16 protein-coding genes and 2 pseudogenes are annotated in these 17,628 nt (G+C 59.0%); 6 read left to right on the forward strand and 12 right to left on the reverse strand.

Annotated features, from left to right (window positions below; all coding sequences use genetic code 11):
• Positions 1-19 precede the first annotated feature (19 nt).
• From DOU54_RS27845 to DOU54_RS03835, 10 genes are all read right to left on the reverse strand, one after another.
• On the reverse strand, positions 20-580 hold the full coding sequence (locus tag DOU54_RS27845) for a tetratricopeptide repeat protein (protein WP_286079855.1): 561 nt from the start codon (positions 578-580) through the stop codon (positions 20-22).
• On the reverse strand, positions 543-1,787 hold the full coding sequence (locus DOU54_RS27850) for a sel1 repeat family protein (protein ID WP_286079856.1): 1,245 nt from the start codon (positions 1,785-1,787) through the stop codon (positions 543-545). Before DOU54_RS27850 ends, DOU54_RS27845 begins: the two co-directional genes overlap by 38 nt.
• 81 nt (positions 1,788-1,868) lie before the next feature.
• Positions 1,869-2,678 carry a cyclase family protein gene (locus DOU54_RS03800; protein WP_113730714.1) on the reverse strand — a complete coding sequence of 270 codons (810 nt, stop codon included), beginning with the start codon at positions 2,676-2,678 and terminating at the stop codon, positions 1,869-1,871.
• Positions 2,679-2,772: 94 nt separating this feature from the next.
• A complete protein-coding gene (locus DOU54_RS03805) occupies positions 2,773-3,885 on the reverse strand; it encodes an FAD binding domain-containing protein (RefSeq protein ID WP_113730716.1) in 1,113 nt (370 codons plus the stop codon).
• Positions 3,886-3,996: 111 nt separating this feature from the next.
• Positions 3,997-5,244 (reverse strand): oxalate decarboxylase family bicupin, encoded by a 1,248-nt coding sequence (locus tag DOU54_RS03810; protein ID WP_113730718.1) that lies wholly within the window; start codon positions 5,242-5,244, stop codon positions 3,997-3,999.
• 1 nt (position 5,245) lies between these two features.
• Complete coding sequence (locus DOU54_RS03815) at positions 5,246-5,710, reverse strand: hypothetical protein (RefSeq protein ID WP_113730720.1); 465 nt, start codon at positions 5,708-5,710, stop codon at positions 5,246-5,248.
• Positions 5,711-5,944: 234 nt separating this feature from the next.
• Positions 5,945-6,319 (reverse strand): response regulator transcription factor, encoded by a 375-nt coding sequence (locus DOU54_RS03820; protein WP_004444449.1) that lies wholly within the window; start codon positions 6,317-6,319, stop codon positions 5,945-5,947.
• A gap of 66 nt (positions 6,320-6,385) precedes the next feature.
• Entirely contained in the window at positions 6,386-7,042 is a 657-nt protein-coding gene (locus DOU54_RS03825; protein WP_113730722.1) for a response regulator transcription factor, read from the reverse strand.
• Positions 7,035-8,615: a PAS domain-containing sensor histidine kinase gene (locus DOU54_RS03830; RefSeq protein ID WP_113730724.1), complete on the reverse strand. Its 1,581-nt coding sequence runs from the start codon at positions 8,613-8,615 to the stop codon at positions 7,035-7,037. Before DOU54_RS03830 ends, DOU54_RS03825 begins: the two co-directional genes overlap by 8 nt.
• 196 nt (positions 8,616-8,811) lie before the next feature.
• Positions 8,812-11,106, reverse strand: coding sequence for an FdhF/YdeP family oxidoreductase (locus DOU54_RS03835; RefSeq protein WP_113730726.1), 2,295 nt, complete (start codon positions 11,104-11,106; stop codon positions 8,812-8,814).
• A 413-nt stretch (positions 11,107-11,519) separates the two neighbouring features.
• Here DOU54_RS03835 and DOU54_RS03840 point away from each other — a divergent pair, with 413 nt between their 5' ends.
• The 3 genes from DOU54_RS03840 to DOU54_RS03855 all read left to right on the forward strand — a co-directional run bounded on the left by DOU54_RS03840 (position 11,520) and on the right by DOU54_RS03855 (position 13,627).
• Positions 11,520-12,038, forward strand: a complete 519-nt coding sequence (locus DOU54_RS03840; RefSeq protein ID WP_006700527.1) for a Dps family protein — start codon at positions 11,520-11,522, stop codon at positions 12,036-12,038.
• Positions 12,039-12,052: 14 nt separating this feature from the next.
• Complete coding sequence (locus DOU54_RS03845) at positions 12,053-13,033, forward strand: alpha/beta fold hydrolase (RefSeq protein WP_113730728.1); 981 nt, start codon at positions 12,053-12,055, stop codon at positions 13,031-13,033.
• Positions 13,034-13,420: 387 nt separating this feature from the next.
• Complete coding sequence (locus tag DOU54_RS03855) at positions 13,421-13,627, forward strand: hypothetical protein (RefSeq protein ID WP_034497773.1); 207 nt, start codon at positions 13,421-13,423, stop codon at positions 13,625-13,627.
• 117 nt (positions 13,628-13,744) lie between these two features.
• On the opposite strand, the gene DOU54_RS03860 is transcribed toward DOU54_RS03855, so the two are convergent.
• Together DOU54_RS03860 and DOU54_RS03865 are read right to left on the reverse strand one after the other, a co-directional pair.
• Positions 13,745-15,070: an epoxide hydrolase family protein gene (locus DOU54_RS03860; RefSeq protein WP_113730730.1), complete on the reverse strand. Its 1,326-nt coding sequence runs from the start codon at positions 15,068-15,070 to the stop codon at positions 13,745-13,747.
• A 180-nt stretch (positions 15,071-15,250) separates the two neighbouring features.
• Positions 15,251-15,754: pseudogene (locus DOU54_RS03865) on the reverse strand (aldehyde dehydrogenase family protein); the annotation flags it as partial.
• A 280-nt stretch (positions 15,755-16,034) separates the two neighbouring features.
• Between DOU54_RS03865 and DOU54_RS03870 the strand changes: the two are divergent.
• From DOU54_RS03870 to DOU54_RS03880, 3 genes and pseudogenes are all read left to right on the forward strand, one after another.
• Positions 16,035-16,217 carry a hypothetical protein gene (locus tag DOU54_RS03870; RefSeq protein ID WP_286079857.1) on the forward strand — a complete coding sequence of 61 codons (183 nt, stop codon included), beginning with the start codon at positions 16,035-16,037 and terminating at the stop codon, positions 16,215-16,217.
• 142 nt (positions 16,218-16,359) lie between these two features.
• Complete coding sequence (locus DOU54_RS03875; protein ID WP_146617325.1) at positions 16,360-16,668, forward strand: mobilization protein; 309 nt, start codon at positions 16,360-16,362, stop codon at positions 16,666-16,668.
• A 158-nt stretch (positions 16,669-16,826) separates the two neighbouring features.
• Positions 16,827-17,147, forward strand: a pseudogene (locus DOU54_RS03880) (type IV secretory system conjugative DNA transfer family protein); the annotation flags it as partial.
• Positions 17,148-17,628 lie beyond the last annotated feature (481 nt).

The raw sequence follows: 17,628 nt of genomic DNA on the forward strand, positions 1-17,628 counted from the left end.
GAAGGCGACCCGGCCACAGCTAGGGTTGCTCCAGCCTTTTTAGCGATTCCTGCGCAGTCGCAAGTCCCTGATCAGCGGCCTTGCGGAACCATGTGATGGCCTCGGCCCGATCCTGCGCAACGCCATGTCCCATTGCATACATGTTCCCTAGATTGCCCTGGGCGACGGCAAGCCCCTGATCGGCGGCTTTTTTATACCAGCTGACTGCTTCACCATAGTCGCGGGTAACGCCGAGACCCTGATCGTAGAGCAGGCCGACAGCGTACTGAGCGGTTGCGAAACCCTGATCGGCGGCACGGCGATACCAGATCAACGCCTCTGCATAATCCTGAGCGACACCCTGGCCGCTTTCGTAGCTGTACCCCAGATTGTACTGGGCGACAGCCAGCCCTTGTTCTGCTGCTTTGCGGCCCCAGGACACGGCGAGTTCCAGGTCCTGCGGAACATCCTGGCCGACCGCATAGAGATCGCTAAGGCTGCTTTGCGCTTCCGCCCAGCCCTGATCCGCCGCTTTGCGGATGTATGCGGCGGCGAGTGCCGTATCAGTCGACGCCCAGACCCGCCTGGTAAAGAACGGCAACCTTATATTGCGCGGCCGCGCTTCCCCCATCGGCGAGCGGTTTCCACGAGCGCAGGGCGGCGCCATAATTGCCGCTGTCATAGGCCGCCTGGCCTTCTTCAAGTGCCGTTGGCGCGGTAAGGCCTGACGTGAGGGCCGCAGCATTGGCGCCACGTTCCGGCAACGGATCAATGGAGGCTGCAGATACGGTGTGACTGTTCCAGTCCGGCAGGTCTGGCAGATTTCGTGGCAGGTCCTCACGCCATACATGGGTTTGGGTCCTGATTTTAATGCCGCCGCTTTCCGCCAAAACGGTTTCCGTCGCTTCGAGGGTCGATCCATCGCGCAGTGACATGACGACAGTCATCTGCACGTTTTTGCTTGCGTTTCTGGCGGCCGCCAGTTGCTCGTCGCCAAGCTGTTTGGCCTTTTCACCGAAGCTTGAGATCACTCCTTCCACCGCAGAAGCCTGTGATTGCTGGAGCGCAACGCGGTCGTAGGTTTTTTGGAGGCTGAAGGTGGCTGTTTGTCCGGAGATATCTGCGGTCTCGAGCGTCCATTCGATGGCGACGGGAATGGGCGTTCCCCGTGCATATTCCACCACCGACGCCGTACCTGACTGGCCGATCTCGTATGTGGAACTATCCTGCTCCTGTACTGTGGAAAGAAGCTCTGCCTCCGGTGCGAGATTATGAATAACCAGGATTGGATTGCTTTTGATGCCCTCGACAATATCGCGCAAACCCGCTGTCTGGTTCGCAACGCTGCCATCCGGTCCGACAACCGAGGTGCTGTGCAGGTTGCCGAGGATCGCATCCAATCCGACGAGTTTGCCAGGAAAGCCGTTAAGTCCCGCTTCATATTCCACGTGCCGGACGCCATAGGCCGACAGAGTGTTCCGATAGAGAGCGTTCATTGCGTAAGTGTCTGCAGCGCCTTCGGCGTCCTGAGGCAAATCTGCGCTGAGGGACCAGCGCACGCGCATACCCTCCGCATCCCGCGACAGAACCGTCATGCGCTGCCGAAAATCTCCGCGCATGATCGCTGCCGGCCTGTCGAACCACAACGACATGTCGGTGGAGGTGGTTTTATGGGAACGGTAGAGATATTCCGCCTCCGTTTCCGGGGCGTAGCCGGGAACGACCACGCTGTCGGCGGCAAGAGCTTGAACCCTGCTCAACAGGCATGGCGAAAGGAGCAAAACGAGGGTCTTCCGAAGGCCTTTCATTTTAGAATCCCTTTTGTACCTGCGATGGCAAGCGGATGGTATCCGTCTCGGATTTCGGGTTTGCGGCAAACTCTACCGGCGTCAGACCAGAGCCAAAATACGGGCTGGTCCGCCTGTTCCGCCTCGGTGGGCAGGCGCGCCGACGACGATGGTCGCCCCCTTGGCCGGGAGTGCTTCCAGATTGTTCAGTCCCTCGATCCCGTAGCGCCCAGCGGGTAGCCAGGAATTATGGACAGCGAAGTCTGCAGAATTGCCCGGATCCAGCGAGAGTGTGTCGACGCCGATGGCGACTGTATCCAGCGTGAGCAGGAGGTCGGTGGCCGACTTGCCGAAGCCAGGGAAGGCAAATTTTCCGGCATCGTCATTACGGAAGGCCGGGCTTTTCACCTTCGTTGCCCAGCCGGAGCGCAAAGCCACGATTGCGCCTGCCGGAATGTCGCCATTTTCCGATATCCAGCGTTCGATGTCGCCTGCCTCGACCGTGGAATTGGCGTCCTCCCTCGCGCGATCCGTAATGTCGATGATGACCAGAGGGGCGACGAGCTTTTGCGGCTCGAGTTGATCGACGCTGGCGCCGTCTGCGCTAAAGTGGAAAGGCGCATCGATATGCGTTCCGGTGTGTTCGAAGATGGTCAGCTTATGGAGTTGATAGCCGCTTTTGGCGATATCTGCTGCCCACTCCATCTCAATGCCGGGTTTTCCATCGAACGTCGGAAACGTGGAATCGTAGGTATGGGTGAGATCGACGACCTGTCTGGGCGATTGCGCCAGAACCGGGGCCGCGAGGCTTCCCGCCGCCATCGCCGTTACACCCGCCACGGCACCCTTGAACAGCAGACGCCGTGACAGCATGTTCTGTTTGATGTTCTCGATCACGCAGCTATTGCACATGCCTTATTCCCTCCATTGAGAAATTCCCGGTTGCAAGCGTAACGCAAACACGCAGGGGCGCAAGGCGGGAGCGTGGCCGATTTTTCACCCGTATTCACATCGCGGTTTCGCCAAGTCGGCGTCCATAGGCGGCGATTGCCTTGCCCACCGGCAGGCGGGTTTTCTGATACCGCGCAAGGGCGGCAGGAAGATCGTCCGTTTGCCGCAGGGCGTCGCGCAGCGCCATTGCATCGCCTGCCGCCTTTGAAACACCCATTGCCGTGTGGGGACGGACGACAAAGGCAGCATCTCCGACCAGAGCGATACGCCGGGAGACCATGTGTTCCGCCTGGTAATCAAAAATCCCCTGGATCGATGGCGTCTCCTCTACGTCCACGGCAAGCGCCATTTGCGGCGGCAGAAGGGAAAAAGCCTCTTCGCGCAGTTGCGCCCTCCGGCTGTCGGAAAGCTCGCCGCGGGGGAGTGAATGCTCGAAATGCCTGCCGTCCCGGCCCGTGAAGGTTCGGGCAAGATCTTCTACAGGCGTTGGACGATACCAGACCCAGTTGTAGCGACGCTGTCCCGGCCGGGTCTCGCCGCGCGATCCCGGCACGAGATAACCCAGAACATGAATTCCGGACGTGATGTAGAAGGCGAAACGGTCCAGCAGCAGGGCGGCGTCGGCAGGCAGTCTTGTTTCGGGGATCAGCCCGCGCCAGGCGACGTAGCCCGCATAGGCGTTTGCCGAATGGCGGTTGACGGCGCTGCGGATGGCCGAACCCAAACCATCCGCGCCGATAACGAGGTCAGCACGTTCCTCCATGCCATCGGCAAAGGAGAGCGTCACTCCCTGCGGGTCTTCGCGAACAGTGTTGACGTGATGGCCGAGACGATAGGTATCGGAGAGGAGGCGTGAGGATACGCTCTCAAAGAGGTAGTCCCATGAGACCTGCGTCTGCGGTGTTTGCTGGCGCTGGGCAATGCGTCCGCCGGCATCGAGGTAGATGCGCTCCTTCGCAACTACACCGATCTGGGCAACGTCTTCGCAGCCGATTTCCCTCAGAACGTCGAACAGGTCCTGTTGAGGCACCAGTCCCGCGCCGCGCCCGGCAAGCCCGGATGACGAGCGTTCGTACACCTTCACATCGTGTCCGTCCTGCTGAAGCAGTATCGCGGTGAAAAGCCCGGCAAGCGAGCCGCCAGCGATGCGGATTTTCAGGGGTTTCATGGCCGTACCTGCCTTTTGATATCGATCTGGCGATCGTTCGTTCATCTCGACGGGAGAAAGCCGGCGGATCGGATATGCCGAGACGCCGGCCCCTGCGGAAGGAGAGGATCTTCAGCCTGGCATGATTGCCGGCTGGTTTGCGGGAAACCTGGCGACATCCTCGATGCTGACGTTCAGGTGCTGGGCAACGAGCGCCGGCGGGGTATGCGTCAGCCAGGAAGAGAGGCTGACTTCCTGATACTCTGCCGTCTTGAAGACCGCGACGAACTGCAGGTCGGTCTTGCCGGTATTCTCGATGATGTGGCCCTGGCTCCGTTTCACGTAGCCAATGTCGCCGGCGCGGAAATCGGCGGTCTGGCTGCGCGGACCGGCGTCGAACACGGTCATCCGGCCTTCACCCTTGATCCAGTATTGCCATTCGTCCGCGTTGGGGTGCCAGTGCATTTCGCGCACCCCGCCGGGCTTGATTGTTTCGATGGCGGCGGCGATGGTTTTGGACACGGTAAAGGCGCTGCTGTCGGCAAGGCGAATGACGCCAGCAGCGTTCTCCTTCAGCGGTTTGGAGGCCGTGAGCTTGTAAGTAAAGGGGTAAGGGGGAAGTCCTGCACCGGCAACGGCTTCCTGATCCCTGGAGAGAGGTCCAGGCTCCTTGCCCTGAAAAATCCAGAGGTTCTGCAGTGGAATATTGCGGAACACATCCTGCTCGACGCCGAAATTCTTCGCCAGCAGTTCAGGTGAGGTATGCGCCAGCCAGTCCGTCAGTAGCAGGGTGCCATATTCGGACTGGTCGCCTTCGTCGAACACAATGACGAATTCGCACCCGTCGGGACCAAGTCCCTGCAGCGAATGGGGATAACCGGCCGGAAAATACCAGAGATCGCCGGCCTCGACGTCCTGGACATAAGCACGGCCTTCGGTATCGAGCACGGTGATACGGCAGCGTCCATTGGTCATGATCGCCCATTCTGCAGCGCGGTGCCAGTGCATCTCGCGAATGCCGCCCGGTCCCAGTCGCATGTTGACCCCGGACACGGCATCCGAAATCGCGAAATCGGATTTGGTCACCTGACGTGCCCAGCCTCCGTTCTGGATACGCTTGGCGGCATTGTTGAACGAACCCCAGAAGAGCTGCATGTCGCCGACATCCGTCGCGGGCGGACTCTGGAAGGAGGGGAACTGGTCGTTGATAACAGGGTTCTTCGGGCCGGGATCGCTGAGCCCCGCGGCATTGGCGTTGATTGCTCCCTCCGCAGGCTGATCGGGATTGCCGAAAGATGCTGCCCCGGCGGTGCTGGCAGCGAGCGCGGTGCCGCCGACGGCGCCGATTGCGAGGACTGCGCGTCTGGTCAAAGCTTCCATTTCAGAACTCCTTGTTCATGGCGAGTTGCGACGAGGTATCGGTATCGTCGGGTTGTGATGCGAGCTGGAGCGCGGCGATGCGATCAATCAGCTCGGCATTGAAGAGACGGTGCTGCAGTTGACAGAAGGCTTTTGGCTCGAGCGCCTCGTACCGGTCCGTTTTTCGGGCGGCGCGGATGGCGATGCAGGACGTTTCGTCATTTGCCGGAGCTGACACGCCTGTTGCCGCATCCTCCCCTGGAGCAACAGGACCCGAAAGTCCGGCCAGCCTGTCGATCGCCTGCGGCGTGAGGATGCGGAAGGCGCTGGCCGATGCAACGTTTTCAGAGACGGCAAGCGCCGGCTCGGTATTCCTGATCAGGAGAGCGTTGCCGGCGAGCACTGCGGTCGCGCCCAATGCCAGCACCGTTGCGAGCTTGAGATGTCGAGGTTTGCGCTCGTCTGTCTTCTGACTGATGGAGGTCATGCCCTGCTCCTCAAAATGGATGATCGTGTCGTCAGGACCGTCCGGGAGGGAGGCGTTTGACTGGGACAAGGCTACGGCGGGTCAGCGCTGCGGGCACCTATACAGAGGTCTAGTTGGTATGGCGGAAGGTCGTGGCGGAATGGCAAACGCCGGGAGGAATTCCGTCAACGGCAATGCGTGCCACGGGGCCGGGGCATAAAAAACAGGGTTCGAAGGGAGAGCGTCAACCGAAGGTCAGGGCTGCGGTCCGAGAACCGATTCCAGGCATCCCATCAGTTTGCCGATATTGACCGGCTTGCGCAGAAAGGCGAGGGCGCCGCCGCTCAGGGCGGCGTTGCGGGTGCGGTCATCCTCATAGGAGGTCACGAAAATCATCGGCGCATGCTCGCCGCGCCGGTTCAACTCACTCTGCAATTCGATGCCGGAGAGGCCGGGCATCTTCACATCCACAACGATGCAGTCTATGTCCGCCTGCTGCTGCGCGTCCAGAAACTGTTCGGCAGAAGCAAACAGGCGGCATTGGTAACCGAAGGACATGATGAGATCGTCCATGGCTTCACGGATGGCAGGGTCGTCGTCAACGACGGCAATGACGGGAACGGGGGGCAATGAAAGCGACCTTTTCTGTTTTTCTTTCTTCCTCTATGCGCCCATGCCGCCCTCAAAGATACCATACTAAGATACAGGTGGGCGCATCTTCTCGCCGATCAGTTCCGCCTTGCGAACGAGATCGGCGACCGATCTCGCTTCCATCTTGCGCATCACATTGCCGCGGTGCAGTTTTACCGTGACCTCGCTGATGCCTAGCTCATAGGCGATCTGCTTGTTCATCAGACCGCGAACGACGGCGCTCATGACCTCGCGTTCCCTCGGCGTCAGTTGTTCGGCAAGAGAGGAGACGGCCTCGTTCTGGGCGCTTTCGCGGCGTCGTGATGCATCCCGTTCCATCGCTGCCGCGACGGCGTCCAGGATGTCCTGTTCCTTGAAGGGCTTTGTCAGGAAATCCACGGCGCCTGCTTTCATCGCCCGCACGCTCATCGGGATATCGCCGAAGCCGGTCATGAAAATGATCGGCATCCTGTTGCCGACGCGTTCCAGCTGCATCTGGAAGTCGAGGCCGCTGATGCCCGGAAGCCGCACATCGAGCAGCAGGCAACCCGGCCGGTTCAGATTGGCTTTTTCGAGGAAGGCGGTGGCGCTGTCGAAAGCTTCGGCATCAAACTTCATGGAGCGAAACAGATCGGTCAGCGCCTCACGCATCGACACGTCGTCGTCGACGATGAAAACGACGGGTTGGGGTGGCTCCTTCGCCTGCTTGCGTGGGTCAGGCATGGTCCATCTCCTGGCTGATCGGCATGGAAATGGTAAAGACCGCCCCGCCGAGGGGGTGATTATCACCGGTCAGCCTGCCGCCGCGCGCTTCCAGAGTGGTGCGGCAGATCGATAGCCCCATGCCCATCCCTGTCTCCTTTGTCGTGTAGAATGGTGAAAACAGCTTTTCCTTCATCTGCGCGGGGAAACCCGGTCCATTGTCGTGAACGGCAATATGGATATTGTGACCGTCTTCGCGTTTTTTCCGGACCGTGATGGTTCGATTGATGCTGCCTGCCTCGTCCATCGCCTGAATGGCATTTGTGAGAAGGTTGATGAGGACCTGCTGCAATTCGATCCTGACGGCCGTTATTGGCGGAGTGGCCTGTTTATCCACGTGGACGATGGTGCCACTGCGCGCGAGCTCGTGTTCGAGAAGGCTGAGCGTTTCGTCAATGAACTCGTCGAGATCGAAGGTTTCCGTCTTGCCGCTGGTATGGGCGAGCTGACTGCGTGTGTTCTGGATGATGTCGCTGGCGCGCTGGCCGTCACGGATCATGCGTTCGGACGAACGGCGGGCCGCGGCGAGATCCGGCGGATCGCGGTCGAGCCACCGCAGCAATGTCTGTGCATTGACGATGATGGCCCCAAGCGGCTGGTTCAATTCGTGGGAGAGCGATGCTGACATGGCGCCCACCGCCGCGGCCTTTGAAGCCTTCGTCAGCTCTGCCTGTGCTTCGGCCAGCGCCTTCAGCGCCATTTCGCGCTGGGTGATATCCACCATGCTCACCACCACGCGATTGAAGGCTGCCGCCTCGGCCGGAAAGCTGATGGAAAGAAGCACCAGCTTGTCTTCACCGCTTTCCGTGCGCACCACCACCTTGTCTTCAAAAACACGCCGGTTATCGATGATCGCCTGCAGGACATCGACGAATTTTCCGGAAGACGAAACGATCGACCGCTGAAGGGTTCCGCGCAGAGAGGAGTCGTAACCGAGCATTTCCTTTCCGGCCTCATTCGACGCAACGACCGTAATGAGGTCGATGCATTGCTGCGTAAAACCCGGATTGGCGCGTGCGTGGGCGCGCATATCGGTGACGCCCTGTTGCTTGAGGCCCATCAACAGGGCGTGAAGCTTCGAATAGTCCCGCTCCCAGAGCGCCACGCGCGTGCGGTCGAAAATGGAGCGATAGCGCTCCTCGCTTTCTTTGAGCGCCGCGTTGACGGACAGCATCGCCAGCCGCGCGGTTTCGGTTTTCAGCAGCAGCATGGTGGTAACGGCCAGTGCCGCAAGGGCGACCACCAATCGAAGGGCAGACTGGAAGTCGGCGTCCTGCGCATGGGTCGCCGCATAGGACAGCAGCGATAGAATGGCGCAGGTGCAGGAGATCGCGATGAGTCCTGACCAGCTCACTGCCTGCGCGGCCAGAAGAACCGTGATCACATAAAGAACGGCGATCGCGCCTTCGATGTCGGTATAGGTGTCGACGTAAAATACTCCGGCCGCCAGCACCAGCGCCACAACTCCAAAAAGCAGATGGTGGGCTCCATCCTCCGGCTCTCTCGCGCGAAACATCATTGACGCAATCGACATTGTTCCCCCGATGCGATTTTTGCCGACAATACGGTTTTTTTAGCACAACCTGACCTATACATAGGTCTTGGTTGCCACCGCCGTCTTAACATCAGGATAGCGGGAAATGGGTGCGGGGCCATATGCAAAAATATGCATCCAGGACCTGTCGTCCACAGGCACCCATGGCCTCTGCAACGCGCCGGCCCTTTGCTCGTCAGACAGCTGCTGCACTCACCGTAATCGGTACGCCTTTATAGGAAGGCGTTCCCGAAAGGCGATCATAGCGGCCTAGCGCGACCACCGCATTCATCTCGGGATAATAACCCGCTGCCGAGCCCTTCGGGATATCGTACTCAACAGCCGTGAAACCCTGAACGAGGTGGCGCCCCTCACTGTCTTTGGCGATACCGTGAATATCGATGCGGTCGCCATCCTTCAGGCCCCGTTCGGCGAGGTCCTGCCGATTCATGAAGATGACGTCCCTGCGGCCGAAGACGCCGCGATAACGGTCATCCATGCCGTAGATCGTTGTGTTGTACTGGTCGTGGCTGCGGATGGTCGTCAGCACGAGGGCGTCCGGATTGGAGATCAGCGGATCTTCCTCGATCCCGGTGGCGACAAGGAAATTGGCCTTGCCGCTCTCTGTGTTCCAGCGGCGGAAGGAGGCTGCGACATCAAGGCGGAAGCCGCCCTTCACGCGGACCCGGCTATTGAAATCCCTGAAGTCAGGGAAGACCTCTTCGATCTTGTCGCGGATGCGATCGTAATCGGCAATCAGCCAGTCCCAGTCAATGCCGTGACGGTTTCCGATGGTTGCCTTGGCGATGCCGGCGATGATGGCGGGCTCCGACCGCACAAGTTCGCCTGGCGGTTTGAGGAAACCGCGTGAGGCATGCACCATCGACATTGAATCCTCGACGGTCACCGCCTGCGGGCCGGAGGCCTGTGTATCCAGATCGGTTCGCCCGAAACAGGGCAAAATCAGCGATGTCCGTGCCGTCAGAAGATGCGAGCGATTGAGCTTCGTTGCAATGTGGACAGCGAGATCGAGTTTGCGCATACCTTCGAAGGTCGCGGCGGTATCCGACATAGCGACGGCGAGGTTTCCGCCAAGGCAGATGAGCGCCCGGGATTTTCCGGCGATGATTGCCTCGACGGCTTCTATGGCATTGTGGCCTTTTTCGGCGGAGGGGCGAAAACCGAAGGCGCGTTCCATTCCATCCAGCAGCGCCTTGTTCGGGATTTCGGTGATGCCGACAGTGCGATCACCCTGAACATTGGAATGGCCGCGAATGGGCGCTATCCCCGCACCCTGGCGCCCCATATTGCCGCGCAGCAGCAATAGATTGGCAATCTGCTGGACATTGCTCGTACCCTTGGCGTGCTGTGTTATACCCATGCCGTAACAGATAATGACATTGGAGGCGTTGACATAAACCCGGGCAACGCTCTCTAGCGCCTCTCTCGTCAGCCCGCTGACCGAGCAGATCGTATCCCATGAGGTGGCATCAATATCGCTGCGCAGCACGTCGAGGCCTGAGGTATGTTGCTCGATGAAGGCCCGGTCCAGTGCGCCGGCTCCGCCTGCATCGAGGCTTTCCGCATCCATTTGAAACACCGCCTTCATGATGCCCTTCAGGGCGGCGAGATCGCCGCCGGTGCGCAGCTGATAATAGGCGGAAGCGATCGGAGTGGAAGAGAGCGTCGCCATTTCGATCGGGTCCTGCGGCGCGGCGAAACGCTCCAGAGCCCGTTCCTTCAGCGGATTAAAAACGACGATCGGCACGCCGCGTTTTGCGGCATTATGCAGCGTCGTCATCATGCGGGGATGATTGGTGCCCGGATTATGGCCGAAGCTGAAGATCGCATCCGCATGATCGAAGTCCTCCAGCGTCACTGTGCCTTTGCCGACGCCGATGGATTTCGGAAGGCCGACGCTGGTTGCCTCATGGCACATGTTGGAACAATCGGGAAAATTATTCGTCCCGAAGGCGCGCACGAAAAGCTGATAGAGAAAAGCAGCCTCGTTGGACGCCCGGCCTGACGTGTAAAATTCCGCCATGTCTGGGTCGCCAAGCTTGTTGAGCTCCTGCGCGATCAGGCGGAACGCATCGTCCCAGGCGATCGGCTCATAGCGATCACTCTCGGCATTGTAATGCAGGGGAAGGGTCAGCCTTCCGGCATCCTCGAGCTTGTGGTCGGTCCACTGCCACAATTCGGAGACCGTGTGCTGTGCGAAAAATTCAGGTCCGGATCGTTTGGCGGTCGATTCCCATGTGATCGCCTTGGCGCCGTTTTCGCAAAATTCAAACGATGAGGTGTGTTTGGGATCGGGCCAGGCGCAGCCGGGACAGTCGAAACCCTCGGGTTGATTTGCCTTGAGCAGCGTCATGGTGCCCTGGGCGACGATCTGCTGGTGGGCGAGGGTTTTCGCGACGGCTTTCAACGCATCCCAACCGCCGGCGGGATGATCATATTTTTCAATACCTTCCGGGCGTTCTTCTGTCATGTGGGATGTCCTTCGATTTTGCAGCCTGGGGATTGTCGTGCGCCACGACGCTAGCCCACGTACGCACGCTTAAACATCATACTCATGCATAGGTTGCCTGGTCACCAGAGGGCGAAATGAAAAAGGCCGCCTCCTGCGGCGGGGGCGGCCTTTTGCGGATCGGGAGGGAGATCCGCGGCTCCGGGGAGGGGACGCCGGAGCTTCTGGCTTCTGTGAGCCAATCGCCGAGGGGCGGGGCGACGGGCAAACGTTATCCCGGGCCGGCGCTAGCCGAAACTACACTTAGGTATCGGGTAGACTGTACCAGCAGCGGATTTCTCCTCACCCGTTCTTCTCCCTATTCTCGAGGCCGATCAGAAAGCCGCAACAGGGACGCTCAACAACGGGCGGTCAATTGCCAAAGGAGAACGATCATGGACACGACAACAGCTTCCAGAAACCGCAAGCTTCCACTTGCAACCCCGACCGATCTCGGAGCGGAGGCAAGCCGCGACATTGCCGCGGCGTTGACCGCCCTGCTGGCGGATGTCTTTACGCTCTACGTCAAGACCAAGAACTTCCACTGGCATGTTTCCGGTCCGCATTTCCGCGACTATCACACGCTGCTGGACGAACAGGGCGCCCAGATCTTTGCCATGACCGACGACATCGCCGAAAGGGCGCGCAAGATCGGCGGTACCACCATCCGCTCCATCGGACATATCGCCCGCCTTCAGCGCCTCCTCGATAATGACGCCGACTTCGTCACGCCTGAGGATATGCTTGCCGAACTGCGCGAGGATAACAAACAGCTGACCGCCATCCTGCGGCAAACGCACAGCCTTACCTCCGACCTCAACGACCACGCGACCACCAGTCTCATCGAGAACTGGATCGACGAGACCGAGCGGCGCACATGGTTCCTGTTTGAAACCACGCGCCGTGCGCGCTGAACGCAGGACAGGAAATGGCCGGCAATCCCATCGAGCTCGCGCTTTCCAGACGGCACCTTCTGCTGGCGGGCGCGGCACTTTCCACGGCGATGGCCATGCCATCGACAGCTTTTTCAAACTCCACCCCATCTCCCACCGAAGGAGCATTTCCAATGACGGAATCATTCGTAAAGACCAAGGACGGTGTCGATATCTTTTTCAAGGACTGGGGCCCGAAGGATGCCCAGCCGATCGTCTTCCATCATGGCTGGCCGTTGTCATCCGACGACTGGGACGCGCAGATGCTGTTCTTCGTAGAGAACGGTTATCGCGTCGTGGCGCATGACCGCCGCGGCCACGGCCGGTCGCAGCAGGTGAGCGACGGGCACGATATGGATCATTACGCCGCCGATGCCTTTGCCGTCGTCGAACATCTCGATCTCAGAAATGCGGTTCATATTGGGCACTCGACAGGCGGTGGCGAGGTTGCGCGCTATGTCGCAAAATTCGGCGAGCCGCAGGGCCGCGTCGCTAAGGCCGTGCTTGTCTCCGCCGTTCCGCCGCTGATGCTGAAGACGCCGTCCAATCCCGGCGGCCTGCCGATCGAAGTCTTCGACAGTTTCCGCAAGGGCGTCGCCGATAATCGCGCCCAATTCTTCCTTGATGTCCCGACTGGCCCCTTCTACGGTTTCAATCGTCCGGACGCGAAGGTCTATCCCGGTGTTATCCAGAACTGGTGGCGTCAGGGTATGATGGGCAGCGCCAAGGCTCATTATGATGGCGTGAAGGCTTTCTCGGAAACCGATCAGACGGAAGACCTGAAGGCAATCTCGGTGCCCACGCTCGTCCTTCACGGCGATGACGATCAGGTCGTGCCGATTGCGGCCTCCGCCGAATTGTCGGTCAAGCTTCTGAAGAACGGGACGCTGAAGGTGTATAAAGGTTACCCGCATGGTATGCTCACCACCCATGCAGACGTTATCAATCCCGATCTGCTGGCTTTTGTGAAAGGCTGATCGCGTAAGGCGCCGCTGCCGGCGAAAGCGGGCGGCGGCCGGTTTCTGCGGAGATGGAGATTTCGATGCCGTTCAGACCAGCTGATGAAACTCCTGTCCTTCGTGACGGGATCGCGAGCCTGCCGGAGATGGAGGATATCCAGCTTGAGCTTCCGCTCTCGTGCAGAACAGGGCGGGATATTGAGGGCGACGCCGGGCTGAAGCAGTCAAGTCCCAGCACCAAAGTGCCAGCCGCGTGCTTCGATCGCCACCGTTGACAGTCGCTCATTGTATCGCAAACCGGTGAAACTACATCCGGGTACCATTCCCGGCTTTTGACGAAAAACTCCAGACACAAGACTTGCCCATCGATTGGCACAACGTCGCTATCAAGTATGGAGAACCGTGATGTCCAACGAAGTCGTATCGCTCCTGGAGATCCGCAAGGTTTTAAATGAGTTTTGCGAAGATAATCGTCTTCCGATCGGCTGCGCCATGGCCGTCGATGCCGCAAGATACCTGATTGGAATTGCCTCAACCGATGAGGTCGAACGTTTAACCCTGCGACTGTCGCTGGATCAGTGGATGAAGGAACGGATTGCTGCTGCCGCCTGAAATGGCTCGGCTTGGTATAAAGCCGCCCCAAATCGGGGGCGGCTTCTTTGCGTTATAGAAAGACCAGACGCAATAGGTGGTGAAGCGCGGGCTGATCCCGCGCTTGTCTGACGGGATTCAGCGCAGTTTTCGGAAAGCTTCCCGCAGCTCACGGGAGAAAATATCGGGCTGCTCCCAGGCTGCAAAATGCCCGCCGTGATCCACCTGATGATAATAGGCGAGTGACGGATAGGCCTGCCTGCTCCAGCTCTCGGGCGCCTGGTAGATCTCCTTGGGAAACACCGTGATACCGACGGGGATCTTAATGTCGCGGGTCTTCTGAGCGTCCGCGCTGAAGTTGTTGTTGTTGTTTTCCCAATAGAAGCGTGCGCCAGAGGCGCCGCTGTTGGTCAACCAGTATAAGGTGATATCGTTGAGCATCTCGTCCCTTGAAAGAACACTTTCGGGTTCACCATTGCTGTCGCTCCACTGCGCGAACTTCTCATAGATGAACGATGCGAGACCAATGGGAGAGTCCGAGAGAGAATATCCGATCGTCTGCGGTCGCGTGACCATCATCGCGCCGTAAGCAGCGTTTCTGCCGAAAAACGTCTGCAGAGCGTTGTAGGCATCTCGTTCGGGAGGCGAGAGATCTGCCGGCGCAGCGTCACCGCTGCTGATACCCCTCATCAGCGTTCCGGGAACTGTGGCCGGCATATTGAGGTGGATGCCAAGCAGACCCTTTGGAGCTTGGCGTGCGAGAGCATCGGAAATGACCGAGCCATGGTCGCCACCTTGGGAGACATAACGTGTGTAGCCCAAACGCTTCACAAGAACGTCCCAAGCGCGTGCAACACGATCCGGTCCCCAGCCGAGATCTGTTGGGTGACCTGAAAAACCATAACCGGGTATCGACGGAATGATCACATCGAATGCGTCTTCGGCTTTGCCCCCATAGGCGGTCGGATCCGTCAGCGGGCCGATAACCTTTGTGAACTCGAAGATTGAACCCGGCCACCCATGGGTAAGGATGACAGGCAGGGCATTGGGGTGGCGTGAGCGCACATGAATAAAGTGGATGTCGACACCGTCGATACTGGTGATAAACTGAGGCAATGCGTTGAGCTCGTTTTCGGCGTTTCGCCAGTCATAGCCGCTGCCCCAGTATCGAACGAGGTCCTGAACCCGCGAGAGCTGGATGCCCTGGGAGATATCCCCCACAGTCTCCCTGTCCGGCCAGCGTGCATTTCTGATTCTCGCCTTGAGGTCGTCAATCTGTGATTGGTCGATATGCACGTGGAACGGGTGAATGCTATCGTCTTCCCGGGCTGTCAGCGAGTGTGCTGGTTTGGCAGTTTCCGCTGCAAGGGCCGGGGAAAAGGCCATCAGTACGGCGGCCATGGCAGACCCAAGCACCATCGCGGTGCCGCGTGCGGTTTCCGCCGGATGAAGTATGTAGGTCATATTTCTCTCCATATGATAAGTTTTGCGATTATTTCCCACCCGAGACTGGTGGATGTTGCTCGTGTCCCGGCTGCTAGGTTCGACCTGGTGTTGCGTCACAGAACGCCGGTTCCGACACGGCTGACGCCGCGGGGTGCAGCAGACCGGAGCGCGCCGTCACGTGCCTGGCGAAAATTGGTGTCACGGAGTGAGAATGGCGCGCGGTTCGAGCATGCCATCGAGGCCGAAGGCACCGATTTCCCTGCCAATGCCAGACTGTTTGAAACCGCCAAAGGGCGCGCGGGGATCATGAGGAGCGCCATTGATGACGACGCGGCCTGCCACCAACCTTTCGGCAATTTTTTCGGCACGCCTGAGGTCGGATCCGAGCACATATGCCTGAAGTCCATAATCGCTGTCATTAGCGATCTCGATTGCCTCGTCTTCGTTGTCATAGGCAATAAGGCAGAGGACCGGGCCGAAGATCTCCTCGCGGGCGATGCGCATGTCGTTCCTGACCCCGGCAAAGATTGTCGGACGGGCGAACCAGCCCTTTTCCATTCCAGCCGGCCGCCCGGTGCCGCCCGTCAGCAGGGTCGCCCCTTCGTCGATGCCGAGTCGGATATAGGCCTGAATCCTCTCCCATTGCGCAGCGTTCGCGAGAGGTCCTATCCGAACCTCCGGATCGCGGGGGTTGCCGACCTTGCCCTTGTCTGTTTACCGGTGGCGACGCTAGCAACATCGAACGGGCATTTCGACTGCTAAAAGTGGTCAGCAAAATTCAACCTGAGATAATGAACCCTTCAATGTTCGCTATTGAGGACGGCCGGTATTCCAATACCATTGGCATCAATCAGAGATGGCTGGCCAGGACCGAAGGCGCATAGTCGGGGAAGGCAGGCATTTGCCTGGCGGCTATCAAAACCGGAGTTCGGGCGAGCTCTGGTTTCGCCCATACGGGACACCGTGGATCAGCGGAGCAGACATGAAGACCAGCTTTGAGTTTTTGCCGGAACGTAAGCAACGCGAGCGTGTCCGCATCGCCGGAATTATTCAGAAAAAATTTGCTGATCTGGTGGCGCGGTCGGCGTCTGACGCCAGGAGGGATGGACAGATTTTCAAAATCATTCTGTTCGCTCTTGGGCGAAAATCTCATCTGCGCTGGTGACGTCGGCATCATGAACCATAGGGTCCAACCTCCTCTTTCAGTCGCTATGCCGATCTCCCCGTAGAAACTGGTCTGTCTTCCAGGAGCGAAGCCGTGGCTAACAGGGGCCGTTCCGGTGCGACCGCAATCGAAAGGAATAATCGTGGCAAGGAAAACCATAAAACAGCGCCTGGCTGAACTGGAGGCGCAACGGTCTGCGCTGAAGGCCCGGCTCTCGAAAACCGAGCGCAACAACGATATGCGCCGCAAGGTCCTGATCGGCTCGCTCGTTCTGCATCACCTGGATTCCTCGAGTGATCAGGAGTTCAGCAAACAGCTCGGTGAATGGCTGCGCCGCGAACTGCCGGGCTTTCTGACACGCGATAATGACAAGGCGCTGTTTGACGATCTCATCGGACAAGGACTGACGGACAAGGGAGAGGGTGGCGACAGCGGGCAGGGTGCTCCATGAACCGGTTGCGGCTTTCTTGGGACGCGTTCAAGAACATGATGCGAGCCGTCGCGCGTGATCCGCTTTGGGCATTTCTGGCTTTAATCACCATGCCGTTCCGGATCTGGAAACGGCTTCTTGGATTTATGTTCATCCTGTTCAACGTCACCTTTGTGATCGGCATGGGTGGCGGTCATTTCCTTGAGCAAATGGGTTTTGGTTACGTCGTCAACGGTCATGACAGCGCCCGCCTCATCTCTGATTTGCTCGGGCAGGAAACGGTCTTATTCCAGACGATGGCGGGAGCGATCGATTCCGATAAGACTGGGATCTCCTACAGCCAACAACATACCGGCCGGCTGCTACTCACCCCTGATGAGGTGCGTAATCTGCCGGCAAAAGGACAATTGCTGTTCCTTGCCGGACAACGGCCAATTTTTGCAGAGAAACTTGCCTATTTTAGCGATCCGGAGTTTACGGGCATGTTCGACCCGGTCTGACGGGGGCGGTGACAAAACGGCCGTCTGGATTTTGCATCTCAGCCTTGCATTGGAGGCCCCTGGATCTCTTCGGCTGGGACTTTCAATTATCATAACTGATAATTCCAATCGTCAAGAAGTTGGAAACGGGCCGGCATGAACGTCCGCAGCAATCGACGCGGTGATCCAGCCTGTCCTGACGGGAACGCGCTACCAAATTGCGCCGAAGTGAGCGGCAGGACAGGCCTGCCTCTTGTTGCGAAGGCGCGAATGGGAACCGGTCTGGATGCGATCGAAGGCGCGTTACACCGGCGACGAAGCGAAAGTCGCCGGGAGGACGGCAGACGGCTTGCCGCGGATCTGAAATAGAGGCCATTCAGCCTTTGCGATCGAGCTGGTCGCGGCTGTTGCCGGCAGACCGGAACGCGCACTTCATGTCGTCTTCGGGACGTTTCCCCTGTTGCCCCATAGTGCAATTCATGGTTTTGGCCGCCAGCCGTTT

Source organism: Agrobacterium sp. MS2 (assembly GCF_003261015.1).
GTDB classification, from domain to species: Bacteria; Pseudomonadota; Alphaproteobacteria; order Rhizobiales; family Rhizobiaceae; genus Agrobacterium; species Agrobacterium pusense.

Coding starts and splice junctions, on each gene's coding strand:
- DOU54_RS03805 (WP_113730716.1), bottom strand. CDS start 3,885: ATGAAACCCCTGAAAATCCGCATCGCTGGCGGCTCGCTTGCCGGGCTT.
- DOU54_RS03800 (WP_113730714.1), bottom strand. CDS start 2,678: ATGTGCAATAGCTGCGTGATCGAGAACATCAAACAGAACATGCTGTCA.
- DOU54_RS03840 (WP_006700527.1), top strand. CDS start 11,520: ATGGACACGACAACAGCTTCCAGAAACCGCAAGCTTCCACTTGCAACC.
- DOU54_RS03825 (WP_113730722.1), bottom strand. CDS start 7,042: ATGCCTGACCCACGCAAGCAGGCGAAGGAGCCACCCCAACCCGTCGTT.
- DOU54_RS27850 (WP_286079856.1), bottom strand. CDS start 1,787: ATGAAAGGCCTTCGGAAGACCCTCGTTTTGCTCCTTTCGCCATGCCTG.
- DOU54_RS03835 (WP_113730726.1), bottom strand. CDS start 11,106: ATGACAGAAGAACGCCCGGAAGGTATTGAAAAATATGATCATCCCGCC.
- DOU54_RS03845 (WP_113730728.1), top strand. CDS start 12,053: ATGGCCGGCAATCCCATCGAGCTCGCGCTTTCCAGACGGCACCTTCTG.
- DOU54_RS03830 (WP_113730724.1), bottom strand. CDS start 8,615: ATGTCGATTGCGTCAATGATGTTTCGCGCGAGAGAGCCGGAGGATGGA.
- DOU54_RS03810 (WP_113730718.1), bottom strand. CDS start 5,244: ATGGAAGCTTTGACCAGACGCGCAGTCCTCGCAATCGGCGCCGTCGGC.
- DOU54_RS03860 (WP_113730730.1), bottom strand. CDS start 15,070: ATGACCTACATACTTCATCCGGCGGAAACCGCACGCGGCACCGCGATG.
- DOU54_RS03870 (WP_286079857.1), top strand. CDS start 16,035: ATGAAGACCAGCTTTGAGTTTTTGCCGGAACGTAAGCAACGCGAGCGT.
- DOU54_RS03855 (WP_034497773.1), top strand. CDS start 13,421: ATGTCCAACGAAGTCGTATCGCTCCTGGAGATCCGCAAGGTTTTAAAT.
- DOU54_RS03815 (WP_113730720.1), bottom strand. CDS start 5,710: ATGACCTCCATCAGTCAGAAGACAGACGAGCGCAAACCTCGACATCTC.